The sequence below is a fragment of the Streptomyces buecherae genome, assembly GCF_014295035.1.
Lineage (GTDB): Bacteria > Actinomycetota > Actinomycetes > Streptomycetales > Streptomycetaceae > Streptomyces > Streptomyces youssoufiensis.
The window spans coordinates 4,177,145-4,197,524 of record NZ_CP060404.1; the positions used below are offsets into that span (position 1 = coordinate 4,177,145).

Genomic DNA, 20,380 nt, shown 5'->3' on the forward strand with positions numbered 1-20,380 from the left:
GATTAGAGCAGGTCCCGGCGCGCCGCCGCACGGCGGACCAGGAGCGGCGAGGGAGCGTAGCGCCCGGTGGGGTAGGCGGCGTGCAGGTTCTCCAGCACCCGCCGCACCCACTCGGGGCCCAGTTCGCCGCCCCACTCCAGCGGGCCGCGCGGGTAGTTCACCCCCTTTCGCATGGCCGTGTCGATGTCGTGCGCCTCGGCGACGCACCGGCCCAGCGCGTCGGCCGCGAAGTCCACGAGCATCGCCACCGTGCGGGCCACGATCAGGCCCGGTATGTCGTCGATGACGCTGACGTCCTTGCCCAGGGCCTGGAAGAGGCCCACGGCGGCCTTGACCGAGCCGGGCCGGGCGGTCTCGGACGCGGCCAGCGCGACGCGGGTCGCGGTGCGGTAGTCCAGGGCCAGGTCGAAGCAGAGGGTGTCGGCGGTCGGTGCGGTCGTGGCGGCGGAGCCGTCGGTGAGGCCGAGCCGAGCGCCGCCCGGTAGCTCGATGAAGCCCGCTCCGCCGTCGTCCCAGCCCTGGTAGGTGACCTTGATGCCGGCGTCGGATATGAGCTCGGGGAGCACCGCCGCGGGCCCCAGGTCACCGTGGACGATCACCGCCTCGGGTGGCGTCCGCGGCTCGGCCGTACGCGGGGCGGGCCGGCTCGCCGCCTTGTCTCCCGAGCCGTCGCCGTACGGGAACCACCCGCGCCCCGTCTTGCGACCGTGCAGCCCGGACTCGACCAGGCGCCGCTGGGCGAGCGACGGCGTGAACTTGGGGTCCTGGAAGAAGGCGTCCCACACGGATCGGGTGACGGCCTCGTTCACGTCCTGGCCGATCAGGTCCGTCAGCTCGAACGGCCCCATGCGGAAGCCGCCCGATTCGCGCAGTACGGCGTCGATGGTGGCGGGGTCGGCCGCCCGTTCCTCGTAGCAGCGCAACGCCTCGGCGTAAAACGGGCGGGCGATCCGGTTGACGATGAAACCGGGGGTGTCGGCGCAGCGCACCGGGGTCTTGCCCCACTCGGCGACGGTCTCGTACGCGAGGTCGGCCGCGCCCTCGTCGGTGGCGAAGCCGCGCACCACCTCCACCAGCGGCAGCAGCGGCGCCGGGTTGAAGAAGTGCAGGCCAAGGAGGCGGCCTGGGTGCTGGAGGGGGCCGGCGACGGCGGTGACGGACAGCGAGGAGGTGTTGGTGGCGAGCAGGCACTCGGCGGCGACGACTCGCTCCAACTCGGTGAACAGCTCCTGCTTGACGGCGAGTTGCTCCACCACCGCCTCGATGACCAGGGCCGCGTCGGACAACTCGGCCAGCCCGTCGGCCGGCAGCAGCCTGGCCCGGGCCGCGTCGCGCTGGGCGGCGGGCAGCTTGCCCTTGTCGACCAGCCGGTCGAGGCGGGCCCCGATGGCGTCGGCGGCCAGCGCCGCGCGGCCTGGCAGCGCGTCGTAGAGCCGCACCGGATGCCCGGCGACCAGGGCGACCTGCGCGATGCCCTGGCCCATGGTGCCGGCGCCGACGACAGCCACGACCCGGTCGCGCGCTATGGCCGACGCGCGCAGCGGGGCTCGCCGCGGCTCCGCGCCCGAGCCGTCCGCGGACCCGGGATCGGCCTCGGCGTCCCGCGTCGGTGCGCCGTCGACGCGGGACGCCGCCTCCCCGCCGGGCCCGACGCCGGCCCTGCCGGAGGCCGGGCTGGCACCGCTGGCCTCGGGGCTGGTAACGGGCTGGTCAGAGGCGGTTCCGAGAGTCCCGACCTGCGTCGCGGCATGGGGCTCGGGGGCGGCTTTGATGGTGTGAGCGGCGGCTCCGGCTGCGGTGGTCATGTCGCTGATCCTCCCCGAGGATGGGTCCACGCGTCGGTTATCCACAGGGCCGATCCGGGCGTCTTTCGATGTTTATCCACAGGTTCCTCGGACCCCCTTGCCCCGACCGATCGTTCGGTTAATCTAGCTCTGTTGCCCCCGTCCCGCCCAGCTCGACGAGGAGTTGGTCCTCCATGGCCACCGAGCTCTCCGCAGCCCAGTTGATCGAGAAGCACCGCCCCACGCTCGACAGGGCGCTGGAGGCCATACAGACACGTGCGTACTGGTCGCCACACCCCGAGCACCCGAAGGCGTACGGCGGCACGGACGAGTCCGGGCGCGGCAGCCTGAGTGCCGGCGAGGGCCAGGCGGCCTTCGACGAACTGCGGGGCACCCGCTTCGAGCTCAGCCAGCCGGGCACGGACGACTGGGTCGGCGACGAGGTGTCTCCGTACGGCATCGAGCTGGGCGTGCTGTATCCGCACCCCGACATCGACGTGCTGCTCCCGGCCATGCGGGCCGCGATGCCCGCCTGGCGCGAGGCCGGCCCGGAGACCCGTGCCCTGGTGTGCATGGAGATCCTGGCCAGGATCAACGCCCGGACCCACGAGTTCGCGCACGCCGTCATGCACACCTCGGGCCAGGCGTTCATGATGGCGCTGCAGGCCGGCGGGCCGCACGCCCAGGACCGCGGCCTTGAGGCGGTGGCGTACGCCTATCGGGAGCAGGAGCGCGTCCCGGGGGCGGCGAGTTGGTCGAAGCCGCAGGGCAAGCGGGACCCGCTCCACCTGAACAAGGAGTTCACAGCCGTCCCACGGGGCATCGCCCTGGTGATCGGCTGCAACACCTTCCCCACGTGGAACGGCTACCCGGGCCTGTTCGCCTCGCTGGCCACCGGCAACCCGGTGCTGGTCAAGCCGCACCCGCGTGCGGTGCTGCCGCTCGCGCTGACCGTGCGCGTCGCCCGCGAGGTGCTGTCCGAGGCGGGCTTCGACCCCAACCTCGTGGCGCTCGCCGCCGAGCGCGCCGACGAGGGGCTGGCCAAGACGCTCGCCGTGCGCCCGGAGATCCGCCTGATCGACTACACCGGCTCGACGGCGTTCGGCGACTGGCTTGAGGCCAACGCCCGACAGGCGCTGGTGTTCACGGAGAAGGCCGGGGTCAACTCCGTCGTCGTGGACTCGACGGACGACTACAAGGGCATGCTGAGCAACCTCGCGTTCTCGCTGTCCCTGTACAGCGGCCAGATGTGCACCACGCCGCAGAACATCCTGATTCCCCGCGACGGCGTCCAGACGGACGCGGGACCCAAGTCGTATGACGAGGTGGTCAGCGATCTGGCGGGAGCCGTCGACGGTCTGCTCGGTGACGAGGCGCGTGCCAACGCGCTGCTCGGCGCCATCGTTAACCCGCAGGTGAAGGAGCGGGTGGAGGCGGCGGCGAGCCTCGGCGAGGTGGCGTTGGCCTCGCGTGCGGTCACCCACCCGGACTTCCCCGGTGCCACCGTGCGCACGCCAACGATCGTCAAGGCCGACGGGGCCCGCAAGGTCTGGGAGAGCCCGGAAGCCGACGCGGCCTACCTCTCCGAGTGCTTCGGTCCGGTCTCCTTCGCCGTGGCCGTGGACTCCACGCCGGAGGCGATCGAGTTGCTGCGGCACACGATCCGTCAGAAGGGCGCCATGACGGTCGGCGCGTACACGACGTCGGCGGAGATGGAGCGGCTGGCCGAGGAGGCATGCCTGGAAGAGTGCGCCCAGCTCTCGCTGAATCTCACGGGCGGCGTCTACGTGAACCAGACCGCCGCGTTCTCCGACTTTCATGGCTCGGGCGGAAACCCGGCCGCCAACGCGGCCCTGTGCGACGGCGCGTTCGTGGCCAACCGCTTTCGGACGATCGAGGTACGCCGCCAGGCGTGACCGCCTCCAACGCCTCCGCCGGCAACGCCCGTCGGCGGAGGCGCCCACCGGGACAGAGGCGCGGCAGAGCCACGGCGCCATGCACCACCCGAGCCCGGCACGCGCCACCCTGACCTGGGCTGGCGGTCGTAGGTGTCGGCGCCGAGGGCGAAGGGGCGCTTAGCTTGCTGCGGTGTGCGGCACCGCGCCCTGGCCCTCCGCTCCGGGCGACCGCGCCAGTCGCGGGGCCGAGGTGCGCAAGGTGCGGACGAGTAGGCCGAGTTCGGGATCGGACGCGGCATCGGCGAGGGCGGCGGCCAGCGTCTCCTCGTACGTCCCGCGCGCCTCCGCATGCCGCGCACGGCCGGCGTCCGTGATGACGGTGTAGACCCCTCGCTTGTCGTCCGGACACAGGTCCCGGAAGGCGAAGCCGGCCGCGATCAGCCGCCCCGCGAGCCGGGTCGTCGAACTCTGGTTGAGCCCGACCTTGGCCGCGAGATCCTGCATGCGCAGGCCACTCGCGGTGGCCAACGCCAGGTGCCCAAGGGCGCGGTACTCGGAGAGGCCAAGGCCGTGTTGCCGTTGCAGGGCCACGGAAAGTCTCTGCTCCACGCGCGCGTGCAGGGCGATGACGCCACCCCACAGCAACTCGTCATCCATCGCACCCTCCAGCGCGCCAGGCCGCTTGACATGAGGTTACCCGTACGGACAGACTCCCGAAAGAACTTGCACGTACATGCAACTTACCTCTTTGGCGCTACCCTCCCCCGCCCCCTCTCTCCCGCTTCGCCGACCCGAGCGTTCAGCGCTCGTTCCCTAGCGAACGCCCCGAACCAACCCCGCCCATGCCCAGGGAGCACCACCGTGTCCTGGATCCACCTGCTCATCGCCGCCGTCTTCGAAGTGATCTTCGCTCTCAGCACCAACGCCACCGAGGGCTTCACCAGACTCTGGCCCTCGCTGCTCACCGTCGCCGCCGCGACGGGGGGCGTGTTCTTCCTGAGCCTGGCCCTGAGAACGCTGGACGTGGGTGTCGGCTACACCATCTGGACCGGCCTCGGCTCGCTCGGCGCCCTCAGCCTGGGCGCAGTGATCTTCGACGAGGGCCTCGGCCTCGGCAAGGTGATCTCCTTCCTGGCCATCGTCGGCGGTGTGATCGGCCTCAAGCTCACCGGGGACTCCACCTCGCCCAGCGCCGGGCCGCAGCCCCCGACCCCGCCCGGCCCGGTCGAGGGCGTGGGTCCCGCCGGCGCGCCGGCCGCTCACTGAACGGCAAGGAGCCGACTCTCATGGCCTGGATCTACCTGTTGGTCGCCGCCGTCTTCGAAGTGGCCTTCGCGCTGAGCACCAACGCCTCCAAGGGCTTCACCCGGCTGTGGCCCTCCGTCGTCGCCGTGACCACCACCGTCGTCAGCGTGTACTTCCTCAGCCTGTCCCTCAAGACGCTGGATGTGAGCGTCGGCTACACCATCTGGACCGGCCTCGGCTCGTTGGGCACCGTCACCCTGGGCGCGATCCTGTACAAGGAGCGCATCACCACACCGAAGGCGATCTCCTTCATGGCGATCATCGGAGGCATCGTCGGCCTCAAGCTCACCGCCGGAGCCTGACCGCGCATGCGAAGCACTGGCGGGTTGTGCAGAGAAAGTCGTGCAGAGAAACAGCGGCACCACCGAACGCCGGACTGACGCGCAGGTCAGCGGCCCGGCGTACAGTTCAGCGGCCCCGCGTGCACTGAGAAGTGCCCGCCGAGGGGGCCTCGGGGTAGGCGCCCGGCGCGAGGCAGGGGCGCGGGAGGGCGCTCGCCTACCGCCACGGGCCGGCCCGTACGGTCAGTCCGTGATCGAGGCGTGCACCCGTACCCACGAGTGCATGGCGATGGCCGCCGCCGCGCCCGCGTTGATGGAACGCGTGGAGCCGAACTGCGCGATCGAGCACACCATGCTCGCCTGCTCCCGCGCCTCCCGGGTGAGCCCGGGGCCCTCCTGCCCGAACAGCAGCACGCAGCGGCGCGGCAGCTCGACGCGCTCCAGCGCCACAGCGCCGGGCAGGTTGTCGATCCCGATGATCGGCAGTTCCTCTCGCGCGGCCCATGCCGTCAGGTCGGCGGTGTCCGGGTGGTGCCGTATGTGCTGGTAGCGATCGGTCACCATCGCCCCACGCCGGTTCCAGCGGCGGTTGCCGACGATGTGGATCTCCTTGGCCAGGAAGGCGTTGGCCGTGCGCACCACGGAGCCGATGTTGAAGTCGTGGCTCCAGTTCTCCACGGCGACGTGGAAGTCGTGCCGCCGCGTGTCCAGGTCGGCGACGATCGCGTCGTGTGTCCAGTAGCGGTATCCGTCCACGACGTTGCGACGGTCCCCCTCGGCGAGCAGTCGCGGATCGTACTGCTCGCCGACGGGCCACGGCTCGGGGTACGGCCCGACCCCGACCTGTGGCTGGAAGCCCTCGTCGTACTGGAGCGGCTCGTCCCCGTCGGTCGGGGGAACGGGCTGGTCCGTGGCGTTTGGCGCGGTCTGGCTGGTCACCCCACGAGGGTACGGTCCGCTGGCGCTCGCACGTCCGGCCCGGGCGGGGCGGGCGCCCGCCGCGGCAGTCGCCCCCGCGCCCGGCGCAGGGTGGAGCCGACCCAACGCAGGAAGTTGGTCGGCAGGAACACCGCGTCCGCGGCGATCATCGCCAGCGAGAGGAACGGCAGCCCGAGCACGACGGCTATGCCGATGTGCTCCATCATCATCACCGCGAGCAGGACGTTCTTGGCACGCCGGTTGAGGAGGGCGAAGGGGAAGGCGACCTGGACGAAGACCGTCCCGTAGCTGAGCAGCATGACCAGCGTCCCGCTGCTGCCCAGCGAGTCGGTCAGGCCGGGCCAGGGCGAGAAGTAGTCGAGGTGGAGCGGGTAGTGCACGGCGGTGCCGTCCTGCCAGCGAGTGCCCTGGATCTTGTACCAGCCAGCGGTCGCGTAGATCAGGCAGACCTGGCCCATGATCACGACGAGCGCGGCGTTGTGCGCGAGGTTGCCCAGCGCGTCCATGACCGTGCGCGGCTCGCCCGGCGCGTAATGGCAGACGGCCCACCACAGCGCGTGTATCGCCCACAGCCCCCAGAAGATCAACAACCAGCCGTTGCTCAGCTCGCCCAGCGCGGTGACGACCGCGAGCACGGTGCCCAGCAGCGTCCACAGCACGACACCGGTGCCGTCACTCCCCAGCAGGCCCGTGCCGGGAGAGGCATCGGGCCGCCCCGCCACCCTCGTCGCTTCGCCCGCCGCCCGCGGACCGGGCACGCGCGCCACCGCTGACGCGCCAGCCACGCCCGACGCCGCCGCGGTGTCACTCCCGGCGCTACGCGCGGGGGACGGCTGGCCATCCGGGTACCGGGCCTCCCGTGCCGCGCGTCGGGCGTCCAGCGACCACACGTGACCGCATCGGGTGAACACCAGATAGATCGCCATCAGGTGGATGATGTTGTCGCCGCCGTCCCCCACGAAGACGTTGCGGTTCTGCAGCGAGAGCACGCCGACCATGAAGAGCACGGACATGGTGCGCGTACGCCACCCCAGCAGCAACAGCGCACTGGAGAGTATGGCCATCGCGTACACGGCCTCGAACCACACGCGGCCGTCCGACCACATCAGCACGGTGAACGCGCCGGTCCCGTCGATCAGTTGGCGGGCCATCTCGGGCGCCCACGGACTGTCCGGCCCGTACATCACCTGTCGGTGGGGCCATTCGCGCAGCAGGAACAGCAGCCAGGTGAAGGAGAAGCCGATCCTGACGATGGCGCTCTGGTACGGCCCCAGCACCGTTCCCGTGATCTTGGCCTGACCGCGAGCCGCGGCCCTCTCCAGCCGGCGTCCCAGCATGCGGAGGTTCACCGGTTGCTCTCCTTGGTCTGGCCGCCCCGGGGCTGCCGTTCGCTGAGCGCCGTGCCGTCCGCGGCCTTACGCCCGGGCAGGTCGTCGCTGGTGACGGTCCACCAGGGGAGGACGCGGTAGACCGTCTTGAGATCGATCTTCTCCTCGCTCCAGGAGGGCGGGGCGACAGGTGTGGTGGCCGCCCGCACCTGTATGCGCTCCACCGTCCCGCCCTCGTGCTCGCTCCCGAACCGGTGCGCCACCATGCGGCGCACGTACCGCTCGGAGAGCTGGCCGCGCACGCCTATCGGCTGCTCCTTGGTGTCGTGCGAGCCGGCGTAGAACTCCCAGGCCCGACGCAGTTGGTTCTGCTGCGAGTGGCTCGGCAGCGGGTTGTGCCGGATGGCCGCGCCGTCCTGGGCCGTCAGGTTGGTCCACGAGGTGACGGCCGTGCCACCGTCCGGCGTACGCACCTCGGCGCGCGCCGAGACGGCTACGTTCTGCTGGAGGGGATTGGGCGCGAAGAGCTTCCAGTTCTGCTCCAACTCCGGGTAGATGTAATCGCCGATCGCCTCGCTGTGTTCTCTGCTGACCGTGTTCGACGGCGCCACGTGCAGAAACGACATCGCCAGGTGCACGGCGACGGCCACCACCGCGACCGCTGTCGCCACCCCGATGACGATCTGCCCCGGCAACGAGACACGCCCCCGCGCCGCGCCTTCCCCGGCGGTCCGGGCTTCGGGCGCACGGAAGCCGGCGGGCGCCTCGGGCAGCGGACGCGGACGCGGTACGAGACGGGGTTCGTCGCGCAGTTCGGCGTCGGGTCCGGTGGCGAGTCCGGGAGCGGGCTGTCGCCCCGCACCAGAAGCCGCGACCGTGCCAGGAGGCGCGACCGTGCCGGGAGGCGCGACCGTGGCCTCCGCGTCCGGCTCCGGCTGGGCATCAGGGGCACTCGAAGCGGCCTCACCCGCCGCATCGGCCTCGGCGTCGGCGGCGGCCCCGCGCGGTGCCGGCGTCGCCTCTTCCCCGCACGCACCCGGCCCTTCGCCGCCCGCGCCGGCCTGCTCAGGCCGTTCGGCTCGCTCGTCCGGTTGCATACCCACCCCGTTTCCCATCCTGGCAGCGCGCGGCGCCGCTCCCACGTACGCCCGCAGACGGTACCTACGGTGCCTCATCCAGCACAGCACCTCCGAGTTATCCACAGCCCGGTTATCCACAGCCTTGACACCGATTGAGGCACCGGAGAACATTGAACCGAACGATCGGTCGGTTGACAGCGGGCCCGATCCCCGGCCCACGGACGCACCGACCGACGAGGTCTCGACGACCTGCGGGTCGGGTGGCGAGGAGCGTGACATGACGACGATGGCGCCGGACGCCGGCACCCAGGACGACGCGGCTTACGAGGCACGGTTCAACGCGGCCGTAGCCGCCGAGGAGCGCATCGAGCCGCGCGACTGGATGCCAGACGCCTACCGCGCCTCGCTGGTGCGGCAGATAGCTCAACACGCGCACTCAGAGATCATCGGCATGCAGCCCGAGGCGAACTGGATCACCCGCGCCCCCTCGCTGCGCCGCAAAGCCATCCTGATGGCCAAGGTGCAGGACGAAGCGGGCCACGGCCTCTATCTCTACAGCGCCGCCGAAACCCTGGGCACCAGCCGCGACGAACTCCTCGACCGGCTCCACGCCGGCCGCCAGAAGTACTCCTCGATCTTCAACTACCCCACGCTGACCTGGGCCGACGTCGGCGCCATCGGCTGGCTCGTCGACGGCGCCGCCATCACCAACCAGGTCCCGCTCTGCCGCTGCTCCTACGGCCCCTACGCCCGCGCCATGGTCCGCATCTGCAAGGAGGAGTCGTTCCACCAGCGCCAGGGGTACGAACTACTCCTCGCCCTCAGCAAGGGCACCGAGGCCCAGCACGCCATGGCCCAGGACGCCGTCAACCGCTGGTGGTGGCCCTCCCTCATGATGTTCGGCCCCCCGGACGACGAGTCGGCGCACTCCGCCCAGTCCATGGCCTGGCGGATCAAGCGGCACTCCAACGACGAGCTACGACAGCGCTTCGTCGACATCTGCGTCCCGCAGGCCGAATCCCTCGGGCTCACCCTCCCCGACCCGGACCTGACCTGGGACGAGGAACGCGGACACTACGCCTTCGGCCCCATCGACTGGGACGAGTTCCGCGAAGTGCTGCGCGGCAACGGACCGTGCAACGAACAGCGCATCAACCAACGCCGCACGGCGCACGAGGAAGGCGCCTGGGTGCGCGAGGCCGCCACCGCCTACGCGGCCAAGCAAGCCGAGCGCAGCAGGCACGGCTACCGCGCCCCACAAGACCAACAGCAGGGCGACACACAGGAAGAGGACATCGCATGAGCTCGGCGGACTGGCCCCTGTGGGAGGTATTCGTGCGCAGCAGGCGCGGCCTGAGCCACACACACGCCGGCAGCCTGCACGCGCCGGACGCCGCCATGGCCCTGCGTAACGCCCGCGACCTGTACACCCGCCGCTCGGAAGGTGTCTCCGTGTGGGTCGTGCCCTCCGCCGAGATCACCGCCTCGTCGCCGGACGAGAAGGACTCGTACTTCGAGCCCGCGGCCGACAAGCCGTACCGCCACCCGACGTTCTACGAGATCCCCGAGGGAGTACGGCACCTATGAACCCCGCACCCGCGAGCGCGGCGCTGGCCCTGGGGGACGACGCCCTGGTCCTCTCGCACCGACTGGGGGAGTGGGCCGGGCACGCCCCCGTCCTCGAAGAGGAACTGGCCCTCGCCAACATCGCCCTCGACCTCCTCGGGCAGGCGCGCGTCCTGCTCTCCTTGGTCGGCGACGAGGACGAACTCGCCTACCTGCGTGAGGAACGCGCCTTCCGCAACCTCCAGTTGGTCGAGCAGCCGCGCGGCGACTTCGCCCACACCATCGCCCGCCAGCTCTACTTCTCCAGCTACCAGCGACTGCTGTACGAGGAGTTGGCGCAGGGCGACACCGCCATCGCCGAACTCGCGTCCAAAGCGGTCAAGGAAGTCGACTACCACCGCGACCACGCGGAGCACTGGACGCTGCGCCTCGGTGACGGAACAGCCGAAAGCCACCAGCGGATGCAGCAGGCCCTGGACGCCCTGTGGCGGTACACCGGCGAGGCGTTCGAGCCGATAGAGGGCCTCGCGGTGGACTGGGCGACGCTGCGGGCGCGTTGGACGGACCGCATCACCACCGTGCTCCGACAGGCCACGCTCACGCTGCCCAACGGACCGCAGAGCGGCGCGTGGGCCGCCGGCGGTGGGCGACAGGGCGTGCACACCGAGCCCTTCGGCCGCATGCTGGCCGAGATGCAGCACCTGCACCGCAGTCACCCGGGGGCGACATGGTGACCACCAGCCCCGTGGACGAGACGCCACTGGAGCGGGAACTGCGCGAAGTCGCCGGTTCCGTCCCCGACCCCGAGCTGCCCGTGCTCAGCCTTGCCGAGCTGGGCGTGCTGCGCGGGCTGCGGGTGACCGGGCCGGGGCGCGTCGAGGTGGAGCTGACGCCCACGTACACCGGCTGCCCGGCGATCGAGACCATGTCCGCCGACATCGAGCAGGTTCTGCACCAGCACGGTGTGCCCGAGGTCACCGTCCGCACGGTCCTCTCGCCGCCCTGGACCACCGACGCCATCAGCGCCGACGGGCGACGCAAGCTCAAGGAGTTCGGCATAGCCCCGCCGCGCACCACCGGGCCGGCCACCAGCGGGCCGGTGGCGGTGGACCTGGCCATCCGCTGCCCACACTGCGGCTCGACGCGCACCAGCCTGCTCAGCCGGTTCTCCTCCACCGCCTGCAAGGCACTGCGTCGCTGCGAGTCCTGCCTCGAACCCTTCGACCACTTCAAGGAGCTGTCATGAGCGGGGCCCGCCACAGCGCCTTCCACCGGCTGCGTGTGACGGCCACCGAACGGCTCACCGACGACGCCGTAGCGATCACCTTCGCCGTCCCTCCCGACCTGCGAAGCCTCTACCGTTACACCCCCGGGCAGCACATCACGCTGCGCCGCTTCACCGGCAACACCGAGATACGCCGCACCTACTCAATCTGCTCCCCGGCACTCGACGCGGACGGCCCCACGAGCCTGCGGGTGGGCGTGCGACTCGTCGAGGGCGGCGAGTTCTCCACGTACGCGCTCAAGGAACTCGTCGCCGGTGACGAGGTGGAGGTGATGGCGCCAGCCGGCCGATTCGTCCTCGACGTCGGCCCCGCGCCCCAAACGGAGAGCGCGGAAGACTCACCAGACACGGACGCCGTGGAAGACCAGGACGGCGCGCAACGGACATCGGACCGCGTGACCGATGGCGGGCACTACGCGGCCATCGTCGGCGGTAGCGGCATCACTCCCGTGCTGTCCATCGTCGCGACCCTGCTGGCTCGCCGCCCCACCGCCCGCTTCTGCCTGATACGCAGCGACCGTTCGGCCGCCTCCACGATGTTCCTGGAAGAGGTCGCCGACCTCAAGGACCGCTATCCGGACCGCCTCCAGCTCGTGCACGCCCTCTCGCGCGAGGAGCAACAGGTCGGCCTGCCGTCGGGCCGCCTCGACCGCGAGCGGCTGACCGACCTCCTCCCCGCGCTGGTACCGGTGGCCGACGTGGACGGTTGGTTCCTGTGCGGGCCGTACGGGCTCGTACGGGCCGCCGACGCCGCCCTCAGCGAGCTGGGCGTTCCGCGTGCTCGGGTGCACCAGGAAATCTTCCACGTGGCAGACGACTCGCTCCCCACCACCAGCAGCGTCGCTCCCGCTCACAGCACGGTGACCGCCACCCTGGACGGCAGGTCGGGCACTTGGCCCGCAGGCGGGACGGAATCCCTGCTGGAGACGGTGCTGCGCAACCGGGCCGACGCGCCGTATGCGTGCAAGGGCGGCGTCTGCGGCACCTGCCGGGCCTTCCTGGTCTCCGGCGAGGTCCACATGGACCGTAACTTCGCGCTCGAAGCGGAGGAGCTGGACGCGGGGTACGTGCTGGCCTGCCAGTCGCACCCGGTCAGCGAACAGGTGGAACTCGACTTCGACCGCTGAGCAGCCGATGTCAGTTCCGTCGGTAGGAGCCTGGCGGTAGGGGCCCTGGTGGGAGGAGCCCGTCGGTGCGGCCCACCGGTAGGGCCCGGCGGCCCGGCGATACGGCAGTCTTCCGGCCGCCCGCGGCGGCCCCGGAGCCAAGGCCGTAGCAGCACCGAGACCGTAGCGACGGTGACCACCACGACGGCCGGGCGGCAACGCCCGGCCGTCCGTCGTGGGCTGGTTCAGGCGTTACAGCACCGACGCGGGCTGCCCGCCCTCGCTCACCATCGGGCGCCCCGCCGCATGCCAGGCCAGCATGCCGCCGCCGACGTTGACCGCGTCCAGGCCCTGCGCCATCAGGTACTGCGCCACCTGCGCGGACCGTCCGCCCACACGACACACGACGTGCACCCTGCGACCATCGGCGACCACCTCGGTCAGTTCACCGAACCGGGCCACGATCTCGCTCATGGGCACGTGCAGCGCTCCCTCGACGTGCCCCGCCGCCCACTCGTCGTTCTCACGGACATCCAGCAGGAAACCGTCAGCCGGTACCGCCGCGGCCTCCACCTCGGGCAGCTGGGCAAACGCCATCAAGGCACCTCTTCTTCGCTCGGTCTTCTTCGGAACTCATCCGGTCTTCCCCCACTCAATCTTGCAGGCCCGCGACACCCCAAACCGACCAGGAACCGCCTGTCCCTCGCCCAGCCTCCGCCCACCGCGGCCCGCAACCGACGAGCGCCCAAGCCCGACGCCAGGCACGAGACCAACGGCCTCGTGCCTGGCGTCGGGCCGGTGAGCTGCCGGTGGGCTGGGGGCGGCCCTGGGGCTTGCGAGGGTGATTCGGGGGGCGTGGCGGTTCGATCGGGCTTGAGGCTCATGATGAGCGCGGGCACGTGGGTAACCGACGGGCCTGGGGCGGCGGGGGGGGGTGGGGCCAGCTCACGAGGTCCGGGCTACGGTCTTCTTACGGACTCCGGGGGGGCTCCCCCACCCCCCTCCCTCCCCTCCCCCTCCTCCGCCCCCAGCCCCACCCGCTCCCGCTCCCGCACCCGCACCCGCACCCGCACCCGCCCAAAGCACACCCCACCGCCCCGGCCCCGCCGCGCGCGCCCCCCTCCGCCCAGCCCGGCACGCCCGACCAGCAGCCCGCCTCACGCACGCGCGCCCGCCCGACCGACCGCCCACCCGACGCGTTCGCCCCGACTCCGGTCGCCTGCTAGCCGAGCAGTTCCGCGAGCTGGGCCTCGCGCTCGGCGACCTGGGCGAGCAGTTGCTCGGCGATCTCTTCGAGCAGGCCGTCCGGGTCGTCCTGGGCCATCTTGATCATGGCGCCGATGGCGCTGGACTCCAGCTCCTCCGCCATGGTCGCCAGCAGTTCCTTCCGTGCGGCGAGCCACTCCAGCCGCGCGTAGAGCTCCTCGCTGCGGCTGGGCCACTGCGGCTCGGGGGGCGGGCCGGCCTCCCACTCCGCGGCGAGTTCGAGTAGCTCCTCGGTGTTTCCGTCCGCGTAGGCGGCGTTGACCCGGACGAGGAACGCCTCCCGGCGCTCTCGTTCGGCGTCCTCGCGGGCCAGGTCGGGGTGGGCCTTGCGGACCAGGTCGCGGAAGACGCGGCGGGCCTCGTCACTGGGCCGGACCCGGGGCGGGGGCTTGACCGAGCGTTCGGTGAGCATCGACTGGGCCTCGGGCGAGATCCCGTCGGAGTCCATCCAGCCCTGGAACAGCTCCTCCACCTGCGGCATGGGCAGCACCAGCGAACGTGCCTCCCGCGCCCGGCGCAGGTCTTCCTCGTCGCCCGACCGCGCCGCGATCGCTTCCGCGATCAGGGCGTCGAGTTCGTCCAGCCGCGTGTACATGGGGCCCAGACGCTGGTGGTGCAGCCGGGAGAAGTTCTCCACCTCGACCCGGAAGGTCTCCAACGCGATTTCGAACTCGATCAACGCCTGCTCGGCGGCCCGCACCGCGCGCTCTAGCCGTTCCTCGGGGCGTGGCGGGGCCCCCGGCGCGGAGTCTGCCTGCTGCTGGCGCGCTTCCTCGTTCGTCTGCGCTTCGGGGTTCGTCACGCAGCCAGCCTACGGGCCGCCTCGCCAGCCCCGCCGCGTCCGGTTCACACGCCGAGTTCGGCCGCTATTCGCCCGGCCCGCACGGCGGTGACCAGGTGCGCGTGGTCGGCCTCGGTGCGGTCCGCGTAGGCCGTCGCGAACTCCGCCATCGCCTCGTCCAACTTCTCTCCCTTGCCGCAGTAGCCACCGATGACGCGCGGGTCCGCGCTGTGTGAGTGGGCCCGCGCCAGCAGCGCGCCCGTCATCCGGGCGTAGTCGTCGATCTGGTCCACGGCCAGGGCCGCTGGGTCCACGCTTCCCTTGCGGTTGCGGAACTGCCGCACCTGGTACGGCCGTCCGGCCACCGTCGTCCAGCCCAGCAACTGGTCGCTGACCACCTGTATCCGCTTCTGCCCGAGCACCACGCGCCTGCCCTCGTGCTGCTCGGTCGCGGGCGCGGACGCCGCGCTCCAGCGCGAGTCCAAGGAGATCTTGCTCACATGGGGGAGTAGCGCGGAGGGCCTGGCCTCCTTCACCTGGAGCACCAGCGGCTCGCCCCGGTGGTCGAGCAGCAGCACCACGTACGAGCGAGTGCCGACGCTGCCGGTGCCGACCACGCGGAAGGCCACGTCGTGCACCGCGTACCGGGCCAGCAGCGGCAGCCGGTCCTCCGGCAGGGTGCGCAGGTAGTCCCCGAGCGCCAGGGTCACTGCCGCGGCCTCCTCGTCGGGCACCCGGCGCAGGACCGGCGGGGCGTCCACGAAGCGTCGTCCGCCGTCGGGCGTGGCCTCGGTCGAGCGGGCCGCGAAGCGCGCGCTGGTGTTGCGCCGGGCCTTCTCCGAGACCCGTTCCAACGTGCCGAGCAGATCCTTCGCGTCCGTGTGGGAGACGAGTTCCTCGTCGGCTATGGCGTTCCACGCCTCGGCGGTCGGCAGTTTGGCCAGCAGTCGCATGGTGCGGCGGTAGGCGCCCGCCGCGTCCCGGGCCGCCGCGCGGCACACGTCCTCGTCCGCGCCGGCCTCGCGCCCCGCGAGCACCAGCGAGGCCGCGAGTCGCTTGAGGTCCCACTCCCAGGGCCCGTACACGGTCTCGTCGAAGTCGTTGAGGTCCATGACCAGCCGCCCGCGGGCGTCCCCGTACAGGCCGAAGTTGGCCGCGTGCGCGTCCCCGCACAACTGCGCCCCGATGCCCGTCGTGGGCCCGCAGGCCAGGTCGTGGGCCATCAGGCCGGCCGTGCCGCGCAGGAAGGCGAACGGGGAGGCCGCCATGCGGCCGACGCGGATGGGGACCAGTTCGGCCAGCCGCCCGGCGTTGGACTCGCGGACGGCGGTGACGGCGTCGGGGCGCTGGCCATCGGGCTCGAAGCGGGCGTGCGCGTGGCGCGGCATCCGCTCCCGCAGCGCCTTCCCCTCGCGCTTGCCGAGGCCGGTCCCGTCGCGCCGGGCGAAGCCCGGCACGTGCGGCACCCGCTCCCCGTACGCCACGCGCTCCGCGCCCGCCGGCCCTGTGTCACCCGGCAGCCCGCCCGGCGCCCCGCCACCGTCCGCCGCCCCGGACACCATCACCCCAGACGCATCAGGCACATGAGGCGAGACCGCGTCGGCCACCACCACGCCAGACGGAACCACCCCAGGCACGCCCGCGTCAGGCACGTCCACGTCAGACACGCCCGCGTCCGTCACGACCGCGTCAGAACCGCTCTCGGCAGCCACCGCTTCGACCTCCCCAACCCCGTCGCGCACCCGGTTCGGTGCGTGTGAGGGAACGGTACCTACACGGCGGGAGGTCGGCGGCGGCCTGTGGATAACCTCGTGAGGTCGCGCTCGGCAAGGCCACGTTCGAGTGGCCGCCAACACCAGAGGGTCGCCCTGACCAGCGGGAACGTCGCGCCGGGCAGTACGCCCTACTGTGGACAGTGCCTTGTCGCAAGGAAACCGCAACCGGGAGGACGAGGAGCAGCGTGGTGGACCGAGACGCCTCCGTGGAGACCATTCGGCGCGAGATGACCACCTTCGCCCGGCGAGCCCGCGCCGTGGCCGCCCGCATTCACCCCGAGCTGTCGTTGGTCTCCTTCACCCTGCTCGCGCACCTGGAGGACTCGGACGGCTGCCGCGCCACCGATCTCGCGGCCCACTACCTCCTGGACAAGTCCACCGTCAGCCGCCAGATCTCCGCCCTGGAGCGGCTCGGATACGTCGAGCGCCGCACGGACCCCGCCGACCACCGGGTGCAGGTCCTGCACCTCACCGCGTCCGGTACCGAGGTCCTCCGTGGCGTGACGGCCAGCCGCCGGGCCCTCATGCGCCGCCGCCTCGCGGACTGGGACGTCGCCGACCTCGAACAGTTCGCGACGTACCTGCGCCGCTACAACGCGACGAGCGACCCCCTCGGCTGAGCCAGCCCCCCGCCCCACCAGCCGAACAGCACCGCAACCCACTCCCATCAGACCCGAAGCCCGCGCACGCCCACATACGCCCCTAGCACGTCGCCCGCGTCTGGCTGCCCCGTCCACGCGCGTACGCGACCCGCCGCCCACGCCCGCTCGCCTCCCGCCGCACACCCGCCCACGTCCGCACGAAACGCGCGCCCGCGCCACGCCGGCGCGTCGTCTCACGCCCGCACCACGCTCACGTGCGCACCACACTTCACGCGCGCACCACACTCACGCACACATCACACTCCACGTACGCACCACACTTCACGTACGAACCACGCTTCACGTGCGGAAGCGATCAGGGCACTGGCCGCCGTCCGGCAGGTACGTCTCGGCCCAGGCGCCGAGGGCCTTGAGGGCGGGTTCCATGGCCTCGCCGCCCTCGGTGAGGCGGTAGAAGACCCGCAGCGGCGGGCCGGGGTCCACCTCGCGGGAGACCAGGCCGACGGCGGCCAGCTCGGAGAGCCGGTCGGAGAGCATGCGCTCGCTGATCCCGGGGATGGCCCGGCGCAACTCGGCGAAGTTGCCCCCGCCGTTCGTCAACGTGGCCACGATCAGGCCGGTCCAGCGCTTACCGAACAGCCCGAAGACGCGCGTCACGCCGGCATCGGCCTGCTTGCAGCTGTGTTCGGTCGCGTCCGTCATGACCTCAGGGTACCGCCCAACCCTTCGCAGCTATAAAAAAGTAAGCTGCTGTGTTATCAATAGGTACGCACGGAAGTTCAGCCACAGGCAGCGCCGTGCGACGTCGGCAGCGCCGGCCACCTCACCCCTTGTCACGCCCGAGACGTACGAATTCCGGAGGCACGCCATGCCCACCCTGCTGCACCTCGACTCGTCGCTCTACTCGCTGGACGCCTCCGCCTCGCGCGCCGTGACGGCGTCCTTCCGCAAGACATGGGAGGAGCAGCACCCGAACGGCACGGTCATCTACCGGGACCTGGCCGCCGACCCGCTGCCCCACATCGACGAGATATCCGCGACCGCCGGCTTCTCCGACCCCGCCGAGCACACCCCCGAGCAGCGGGCCGCCTTCGCCCTGCGCGTCGAGCTCGCCGAGGAGCTGGAGCGGGCGGACGCGGTGCTCATCGGCGCCCCGATGTACAACTTCACGATTCCCTCCACCCTCAAGACGTGGCTCGACCAGGTGATCATCGTGGGCCGTACGGCGGGCGAAGCCCCGTCGGCGGCGGGCACCCCCGTCACCGTGGTGGCCAGCCGTGGCGGCTCGTACGCGCCCGGCACTCCGAGGGAATCCTTCGAGTTCGTCCAGAACTATCTGGAGAAGGCCCTGAACGGCATGCTCGGCCTCGACGTGGACTTCATCGTTCCCGAGCTGACCCTCGCCCGCACCACGCCGGCCATGGCGGACCTCGTCGAGCTGTCCGACGCCTCGCGCGCCAAGGCCCACGAGGACGCCACCACCAAGGCCAAGGCCTTGGCCGCACGCTTCTGAGCCTCCCCCGCCGGGCCTGACCCCACCGGGCCTGACCCCGCGCGGGGTCAGGCCCGGACGCGTACCCGGAGCACGGCGCGGAGGTGGCGGCAACGGGCATTCGCCCACACGCCGCCACCCCCGCACCACGCGCCCCGGCCGCCACCCGCGCAGCCTCCTCGCACGCCACCGCCGGCCCGGCCCCGCACGCCACCGGATGGCGAGCGCCAAGCGCACGCAGGGCCCGCCCCCGCCGAGGCCGCAGAAGCCCAGCCACACGCGGACCAGCGGGCACCCGCCCCCACACGCGGACCAGCAGGCACCCGCACCCGCACCCGCACCCGCAGAAACGCAAGCTCAAGCACACAAGCACGCAGGGACGCGGTCGCGCAGCCACGCCGACATACGACGAGCACCCCGCCCTGCCCACGTCCACGCGTGCGCACGCACGCACCCGCCACACGCCGCCCGCCCGCCGAAACGCGGGCACGACGAAAGAACCCCCGCTCCGGATTTCTCCGGAGCGGGGGTTCTTCTCTGTGCGCGAGGGGGGAGTTGAACCCCCACGCCCTTTCGGGCACTGGAACCTGAATCCAGCGCGTCTGCCTATTCCGCCACCCGCGCATGGGTGTCGTCGTGAGACTTGCTCACCTTAAGTGATGTGCCTCTCCGATCGAAATCGACCGGTGGGGGGCCATCCGCTTTCGGTGGGGGCGCCTTCCGACATCGAGAAGATTAGCACGCTGGCCGGGGTGCCTTCACACCCGTTATCCGCACCCCATCGGCCAACAGACCCCCAGCCGACCCGGGGACCCGCTCAGTTGCGGGACACTAGCTCTGGGGCACATCTACGATCCCGGTGAAGGGGGAGACTCCGCTGTGAGGGGTGACACTCCTCGCACCGGGCCAGGAAGGGGAACCAGCCGATTTCCCGACGCGTGGATACGATCAGTAAGCAGTATCAAGACGACACGACCGAGGAAGACTAAGGAAGGAGGTGCCCCGTGGGAGTACTGAAGCGCTTCGAGCAGCGTCTCGAAGGTCTCGTGAACGGCACCTTCGCCAAGGTGTTCAAGTCCGAAGTCCAGCCGGTCGAGATCGCGGGGGCGCTCCAGCGTGAGTGCGACAACAACGCCACCATCTGGAACCGCGACCGCACCGTCGTCCCCAATGACTTCATCGTCGAGCTGAGCGCGCCGGACTTCGAGCGGCTCAGCCCGTACTCGGGACAGCTCGGTGACGAGTTGTCCGGCATGGTCCGCGACTACGCCCAGCAGCAGCGCTACACCTTCATGGGCACCATCAAGGTGCACCTGGAGAAGGCCGACGACCTCGACACCGGTCTGTACCGGGTGCGCAGCCGCACACTCGCCGCGAGTCAGAGTCAGAGCCCGCAGCCTGGTCCGGCCGCGGGGCCGCCGCACGGCGCCCCGCAGGGGCCGCCGCCCGGGCAGGGCGGCCAGGGCCCCGGACTGCGGGCGGTACCGCCCCGTGGGGGGAACGCGCCCGGTGGTCCGCCGCCGATGCCCAGTGCCCCGCCGCCCGGGGCGCGTCCCGCGCCGCGGGCGGGTCAGCCCGGCGCGGGTCCGCACCCGGGAGCGCAGACGCGGCGGTGGATCGAGATCAACGGCACCCGCCATCAGATTTCCCGGCCCACTCTGGTGCTGGGTCGGAGCACGGACGCCGACGTGCGGATCGACGATCCGGGCGTCTCGCGCCGGCATTGCGAGATCCGGGTCGGAACGCCCTCGACGGTCCAGGATCTGGGATCGACCAACGGCATCGTGGTAGACGGACAGCACACCACGCGCGCTACGCTCCGCGACGGCTCCCGCGTCGTCGTGGGCAGCACCACCATCGTTTATCGGCAAGCCGAAGGGTGAAGCGGGGGCA

At 71.5% G+C, this 20,380-nt stretch carries 20 protein-coding genes and 1 tRNA gene; 11 read left to right on the forward strand and 10 right to left on the reverse strand.

Annotated features, from left to right (window positions below; genetic code table 11):
* Positions 1–2: 2 nt before the first annotated feature.
* Positions 3–1,805, reverse strand: coding sequence for a 3-hydroxyacyl-CoA dehydrogenase (locus H7H31_RS15985; RefSeq protein WP_187063018.1), 1,803 nt, complete (start codon positions 1,803–1,805; stop codon positions 3–5).
* Between the two features lie 173 nt (positions 1,806–1,978).
* Here H7H31_RS15985 and paaN point away from each other — a divergent pair, with 173 nt between their 5' ends.
* Entirely contained in the window at positions 1,979–3,700 is a 1,722-nt protein-coding gene (gene paaN / locus H7H31_RS15990) for a phenylacetic acid degradation protein PaaN (protein ID WP_187063019.1), read from the forward strand.
* A 159-nt stretch (positions 3,701–3,859) separates the two neighbouring features.
* On the opposite strand, the gene H7H31_RS15995 is transcribed toward paaN, so the two are convergent.
* Positions 3,860–4,339, reverse strand: coding sequence for a MarR family winged helix-turn-helix transcriptional regulator (locus H7H31_RS15995; RefSeq protein ID WP_187063020.1), 480 nt, complete (start codon positions 4,337–4,339; stop codon positions 3,860–3,862).
* 204 nt (positions 4,340–4,543) lie between these two features.
* Between H7H31_RS15995 and H7H31_RS16000 the strand changes: the two genes are divergently transcribed.
* Both H7H31_RS16000 and H7H31_RS16005 read left to right on the forward strand, forming a co-directional pair.
* On the forward strand, positions 4,544–4,948 hold the full coding sequence (locus H7H31_RS16000) for a DMT family transporter (protein ID WP_187063021.1): 405 nt from the start codon (positions 4,544–4,546) through the stop codon (positions 4,946–4,948).
* 20 nt (positions 4,949–4,968) lie between these two features.
* Entirely contained in the window at positions 4,969–5,289 is a 321-nt protein-coding gene (locus tag H7H31_RS16005) for a DMT family transporter (RefSeq protein ID WP_187063022.1), read from the forward strand.
* Between the two features lie 222 nt (positions 5,290–5,511).
* Here H7H31_RS16005 and H7H31_RS16010 read toward each other — a convergent pair whose 3' ends face one another.
* From H7H31_RS16010 to H7H31_RS16025, 3 genes are read right to left on the reverse strand one after another with little or no spacing between them, the layout of a single operon-like run.
* Positions 5,512–6,207, reverse strand: coding sequence for a TrmH family RNA methyltransferase (locus H7H31_RS16010; protein WP_187063023.1), 696 nt, complete (start codon positions 6,205–6,207; stop codon positions 5,512–5,514).
* Complete coding sequence (locus tag H7H31_RS33960; protein ID WP_232110311.1) at positions 6,204–7,544, reverse strand: HTTM domain-containing protein; 1,341 nt, start codon at positions 7,542–7,544, stop codon at positions 6,204–6,206. Before H7H31_RS33960 ends, H7H31_RS16010 begins: the two co-directional genes overlap by 4 nt.
* Positions 7,545–7,552: 8 nt before the next feature.
* Positions 7,553–8,206: a DUF5819 family protein gene (locus tag H7H31_RS16025; RefSeq protein WP_187063024.1), complete on the reverse strand. Its 654-nt coding sequence runs from the start codon at positions 8,204–8,206 to the stop codon at positions 7,553–7,555.
* Positions 8,207–8,891: 685 nt separating this feature from the next.
* On the opposite strand from H7H31_RS16025, the gene paaA reads away from it, so the two are divergent.
* Genes paaA through H7H31_RS16050 form a run of 5 tightly spaced genes read left to right on the forward strand, consistent with a single transcriptional unit; the run spans position 8,892 to position 12,592 of the window.
* The gene (gene paaA / locus H7H31_RS16030; RefSeq protein ID WP_187063025.1) at positions 8,892–9,917 is read left to right on the forward strand and encodes a 1,2-phenylacetyl-CoA epoxidase subunit PaaA; all 1,026 of its coding nucleotides are present in this window, start codon (positions 8,892–8,894) and stop codon (positions 9,915–9,917) included.
* Positions 9,914–10,201 (forward strand): 1,2-phenylacetyl-CoA epoxidase subunit PaaB, encoded by a 288-nt coding sequence (paaB, locus tag H7H31_RS16035; RefSeq protein ID WP_187063026.1) that lies wholly within the window; start codon positions 9,914–9,916, stop codon positions 10,199–10,201. The genes paaA and paaB overlap by 4 nt, the downstream gene beginning before the upstream one ends.
* The gene (gene paaC / locus H7H31_RS16040) at positions 10,198–10,914 is read left to right on the forward strand and encodes a 1,2-phenylacetyl-CoA epoxidase subunit PaaC (RefSeq protein WP_187063027.1); all 717 of its coding nucleotides are present in this window, start codon (positions 10,198–10,200) and stop codon (positions 10,912–10,914) included. The genes paaB and paaC overlap by 4 nt, the downstream gene beginning before the upstream one ends.
* Complete coding sequence (gene paaD, locus H7H31_RS16045; RefSeq protein ID WP_187063028.1) at positions 10,908–11,426, forward strand: 1,2-phenylacetyl-CoA epoxidase subunit PaaD; 519 nt, start codon at positions 10,908–10,910, stop codon at positions 11,424–11,426. The genes paaC and paaD overlap by 7 nt, the downstream gene beginning before the upstream one ends.
* Positions 11,423–12,592, forward strand: coding sequence for a 2Fe-2S iron-sulfur cluster-binding protein (locus H7H31_RS16050; RefSeq protein ID WP_187063029.1), 1,170 nt, complete (start codon positions 11,423–11,425; stop codon positions 12,590–12,592). The genes paaD and H7H31_RS16050 overlap by 4 nt, the downstream gene beginning before the upstream one ends.
* A 231-nt stretch (positions 12,593–12,823) precedes the next feature.
* Here H7H31_RS16050 and H7H31_RS16055 read toward each other — a convergent pair whose 3' ends face one another.
* The 3 genes from H7H31_RS16055 to H7H31_RS16065 form a co-directional block, all read right to left on the reverse strand.
* Complete coding sequence (locus tag H7H31_RS16055) at positions 12,824–13,168, reverse strand: rhodanese-like domain-containing protein (protein ID WP_187063030.1); 345 nt, start codon at positions 13,166–13,168, stop codon at positions 12,824–12,826.
* Between the two features lie 625 nt (positions 13,169–13,793).
* Complete coding sequence (locus tag H7H31_RS16060; RefSeq protein WP_187060345.1) at positions 13,794–14,639, reverse strand: hypothetical protein; 846 nt, start codon at positions 14,637–14,639, stop codon at positions 13,794–13,796.
* A gap of 44 nt (positions 14,640–14,683) precedes the next feature.
* Positions 14,684–16,180 (reverse strand): DUF2252 domain-containing protein, encoded by a 1,497-nt coding sequence (locus H7H31_RS16065; RefSeq protein WP_187060348.1) that lies wholly within the window; start codon positions 16,178–16,180, stop codon positions 14,684–14,686.
* 440 nt (positions 16,181–16,620) lie between these two features.
* On the opposite strand from H7H31_RS16065, the gene H7H31_RS16070 reads away from it, so the two are divergent.
* Positions 16,621–17,013, forward strand: coding sequence for a MarR family winged helix-turn-helix transcriptional regulator (locus H7H31_RS16070; RefSeq protein WP_187060349.1), 393 nt, complete (start codon positions 16,621–16,623; stop codon positions 17,011–17,013).
* 321 nt (positions 17,014–17,334) lie between these two features.
* Here the strand turns inward: H7H31_RS16070 and H7H31_RS16075 are convergent, their stop codons facing one another.
* Positions 17,335–17,697: a winged helix-turn-helix transcriptional regulator gene (locus H7H31_RS16075; protein ID WP_187060346.1), complete on the reverse strand. Its 363-nt coding sequence runs from the start codon at positions 17,695–17,697 to the stop codon at positions 17,335–17,337.
* 166 nt (positions 17,698–17,863) lie between these two features.
* On the opposite strand from H7H31_RS16075, the gene H7H31_RS16080 reads away from it, so the two are divergent.
* Positions 17,864–18,508: an FMN-dependent NADH-azoreductase gene (locus tag H7H31_RS16080; RefSeq protein WP_187060347.1), complete on the forward strand. Its 645-nt coding sequence runs from the start codon at positions 17,864–17,866 to the stop codon at positions 18,506–18,508.
* Positions 18,509–19,027: 519 nt separating this feature from the next.
* Here H7H31_RS16080 and H7H31_RS16085 read toward each other — a convergent pair.
* A tRNA-Leu gene (locus H7H31_RS16085) sits at positions 19,028–19,111 on the reverse strand.
* A 380-nt stretch (positions 19,112–19,491) separates the two neighbouring features.
* On the opposite strand from H7H31_RS16085, the gene H7H31_RS16090 reads away from it, so the two are divergent.
* On the forward strand, positions 19,492–20,370 hold the full coding sequence (locus H7H31_RS16090; RefSeq protein ID WP_187061301.1) for an FhaA domain-containing protein: 879 nt from the start codon (positions 19,492–19,494) through the stop codon (positions 20,368–20,370).
* Positions 20,371–20,380: the final 10 nt, after the last annotated feature.

Excerpts from the sequence above, each read along its gene's own strand:
- paaD (WP_187063028.1), top strand. The coding sequence starts at position 10,908 with ATGGTGACCACCAGCCCCGTGGACGAGACGCCACTGGAGCGGGAACTG.
- H7H31_RS16075 (WP_187060346.1), bottom strand. The coding sequence starts at position 17,697 with ATGACGGACGCGACCGAACACAGCTGCAAGCAGGCCGATGCCGGCGTG.
- H7H31_RS15995 (WP_187063020.1), bottom strand. The coding sequence starts at position 4,339 with ATGGATGACGAGTTGCTGTGGGGTGGCGTCATCGCCCTGCACGCGCGC.
- H7H31_RS16050 (WP_187063029.1), top strand. The coding sequence starts at position 11,423 with ATGAGCGGGGCCCGCCACAGCGCCTTCCACCGGCTGCGTGTGACGGCC.
- H7H31_RS16080 (WP_187060347.1), top strand. The coding sequence starts at position 17,864 with ATGCCCACCCTGCTGCACCTCGACTCGTCGCTCTACTCGCTGGACGCC.
- H7H31_RS15985 (WP_187063018.1), bottom strand. The coding sequence starts at position 1,805 with ATGACCACCGCAGCCGGAGCCGCCGCTCACACCATCAAAGCCGCCCCC.
- paaB (WP_187063026.1), top strand. The coding sequence starts at position 9,914 with ATGAGCTCGGCGGACTGGCCCCTGTGGGAGGTATTCGTGCGCAGCAGG.
- paaN (WP_187063019.1), top strand. The coding sequence starts at position 1,979 with ATGGCCACCGAGCTCTCCGCAGCCCAGTTGATCGAGAAGCACCGCCCC.
- H7H31_RS33960 (WP_232110311.1), bottom strand. The coding sequence starts at position 7,544 with ATGCTGGGACGCCGGCTGGAGAGGGCCGCGGCTCGCGGTCAGGCCAAG.
- H7H31_RS16065 (WP_187060348.1), bottom strand. The coding sequence starts at position 16,180 with ATGGTGTCCGGGGCGGCGGACGGTGGCGGGGCGCCGGGCGGGCTGCCG.
- paaA (WP_187063025.1), top strand. The coding sequence starts at position 8,892 with ATGACGACGATGGCGCCGGACGCCGGCACCCAGGACGACGCGGCTTAC.
- H7H31_RS16070 (WP_187060349.1), top strand. The coding sequence starts at position 16,621 with ATGACCACCTTCGCCCGGCGAGCCCGCGCCGTGGCCGCCCGCATTCAC.
- paaC (WP_187063027.1), top strand. The coding sequence starts at position 10,198 with ATGAACCCCGCACCCGCGAGCGCGGCGCTGGCCCTGGGGGACGACGCC.
- H7H31_RS16005 (WP_187063022.1), top strand. The coding sequence starts at position 4,969 with ATGGCCTGGATCTACCTGTTGGTCGCCGCCGTCTTCGAAGTGGCCTTC.
- H7H31_RS16055 (WP_187063030.1), bottom strand. The coding sequence starts at position 13,168 with ATGGCGTTTGCCCAGCTGCCCGAGGTGGAGGCCGCGGCGGTACCGGCT.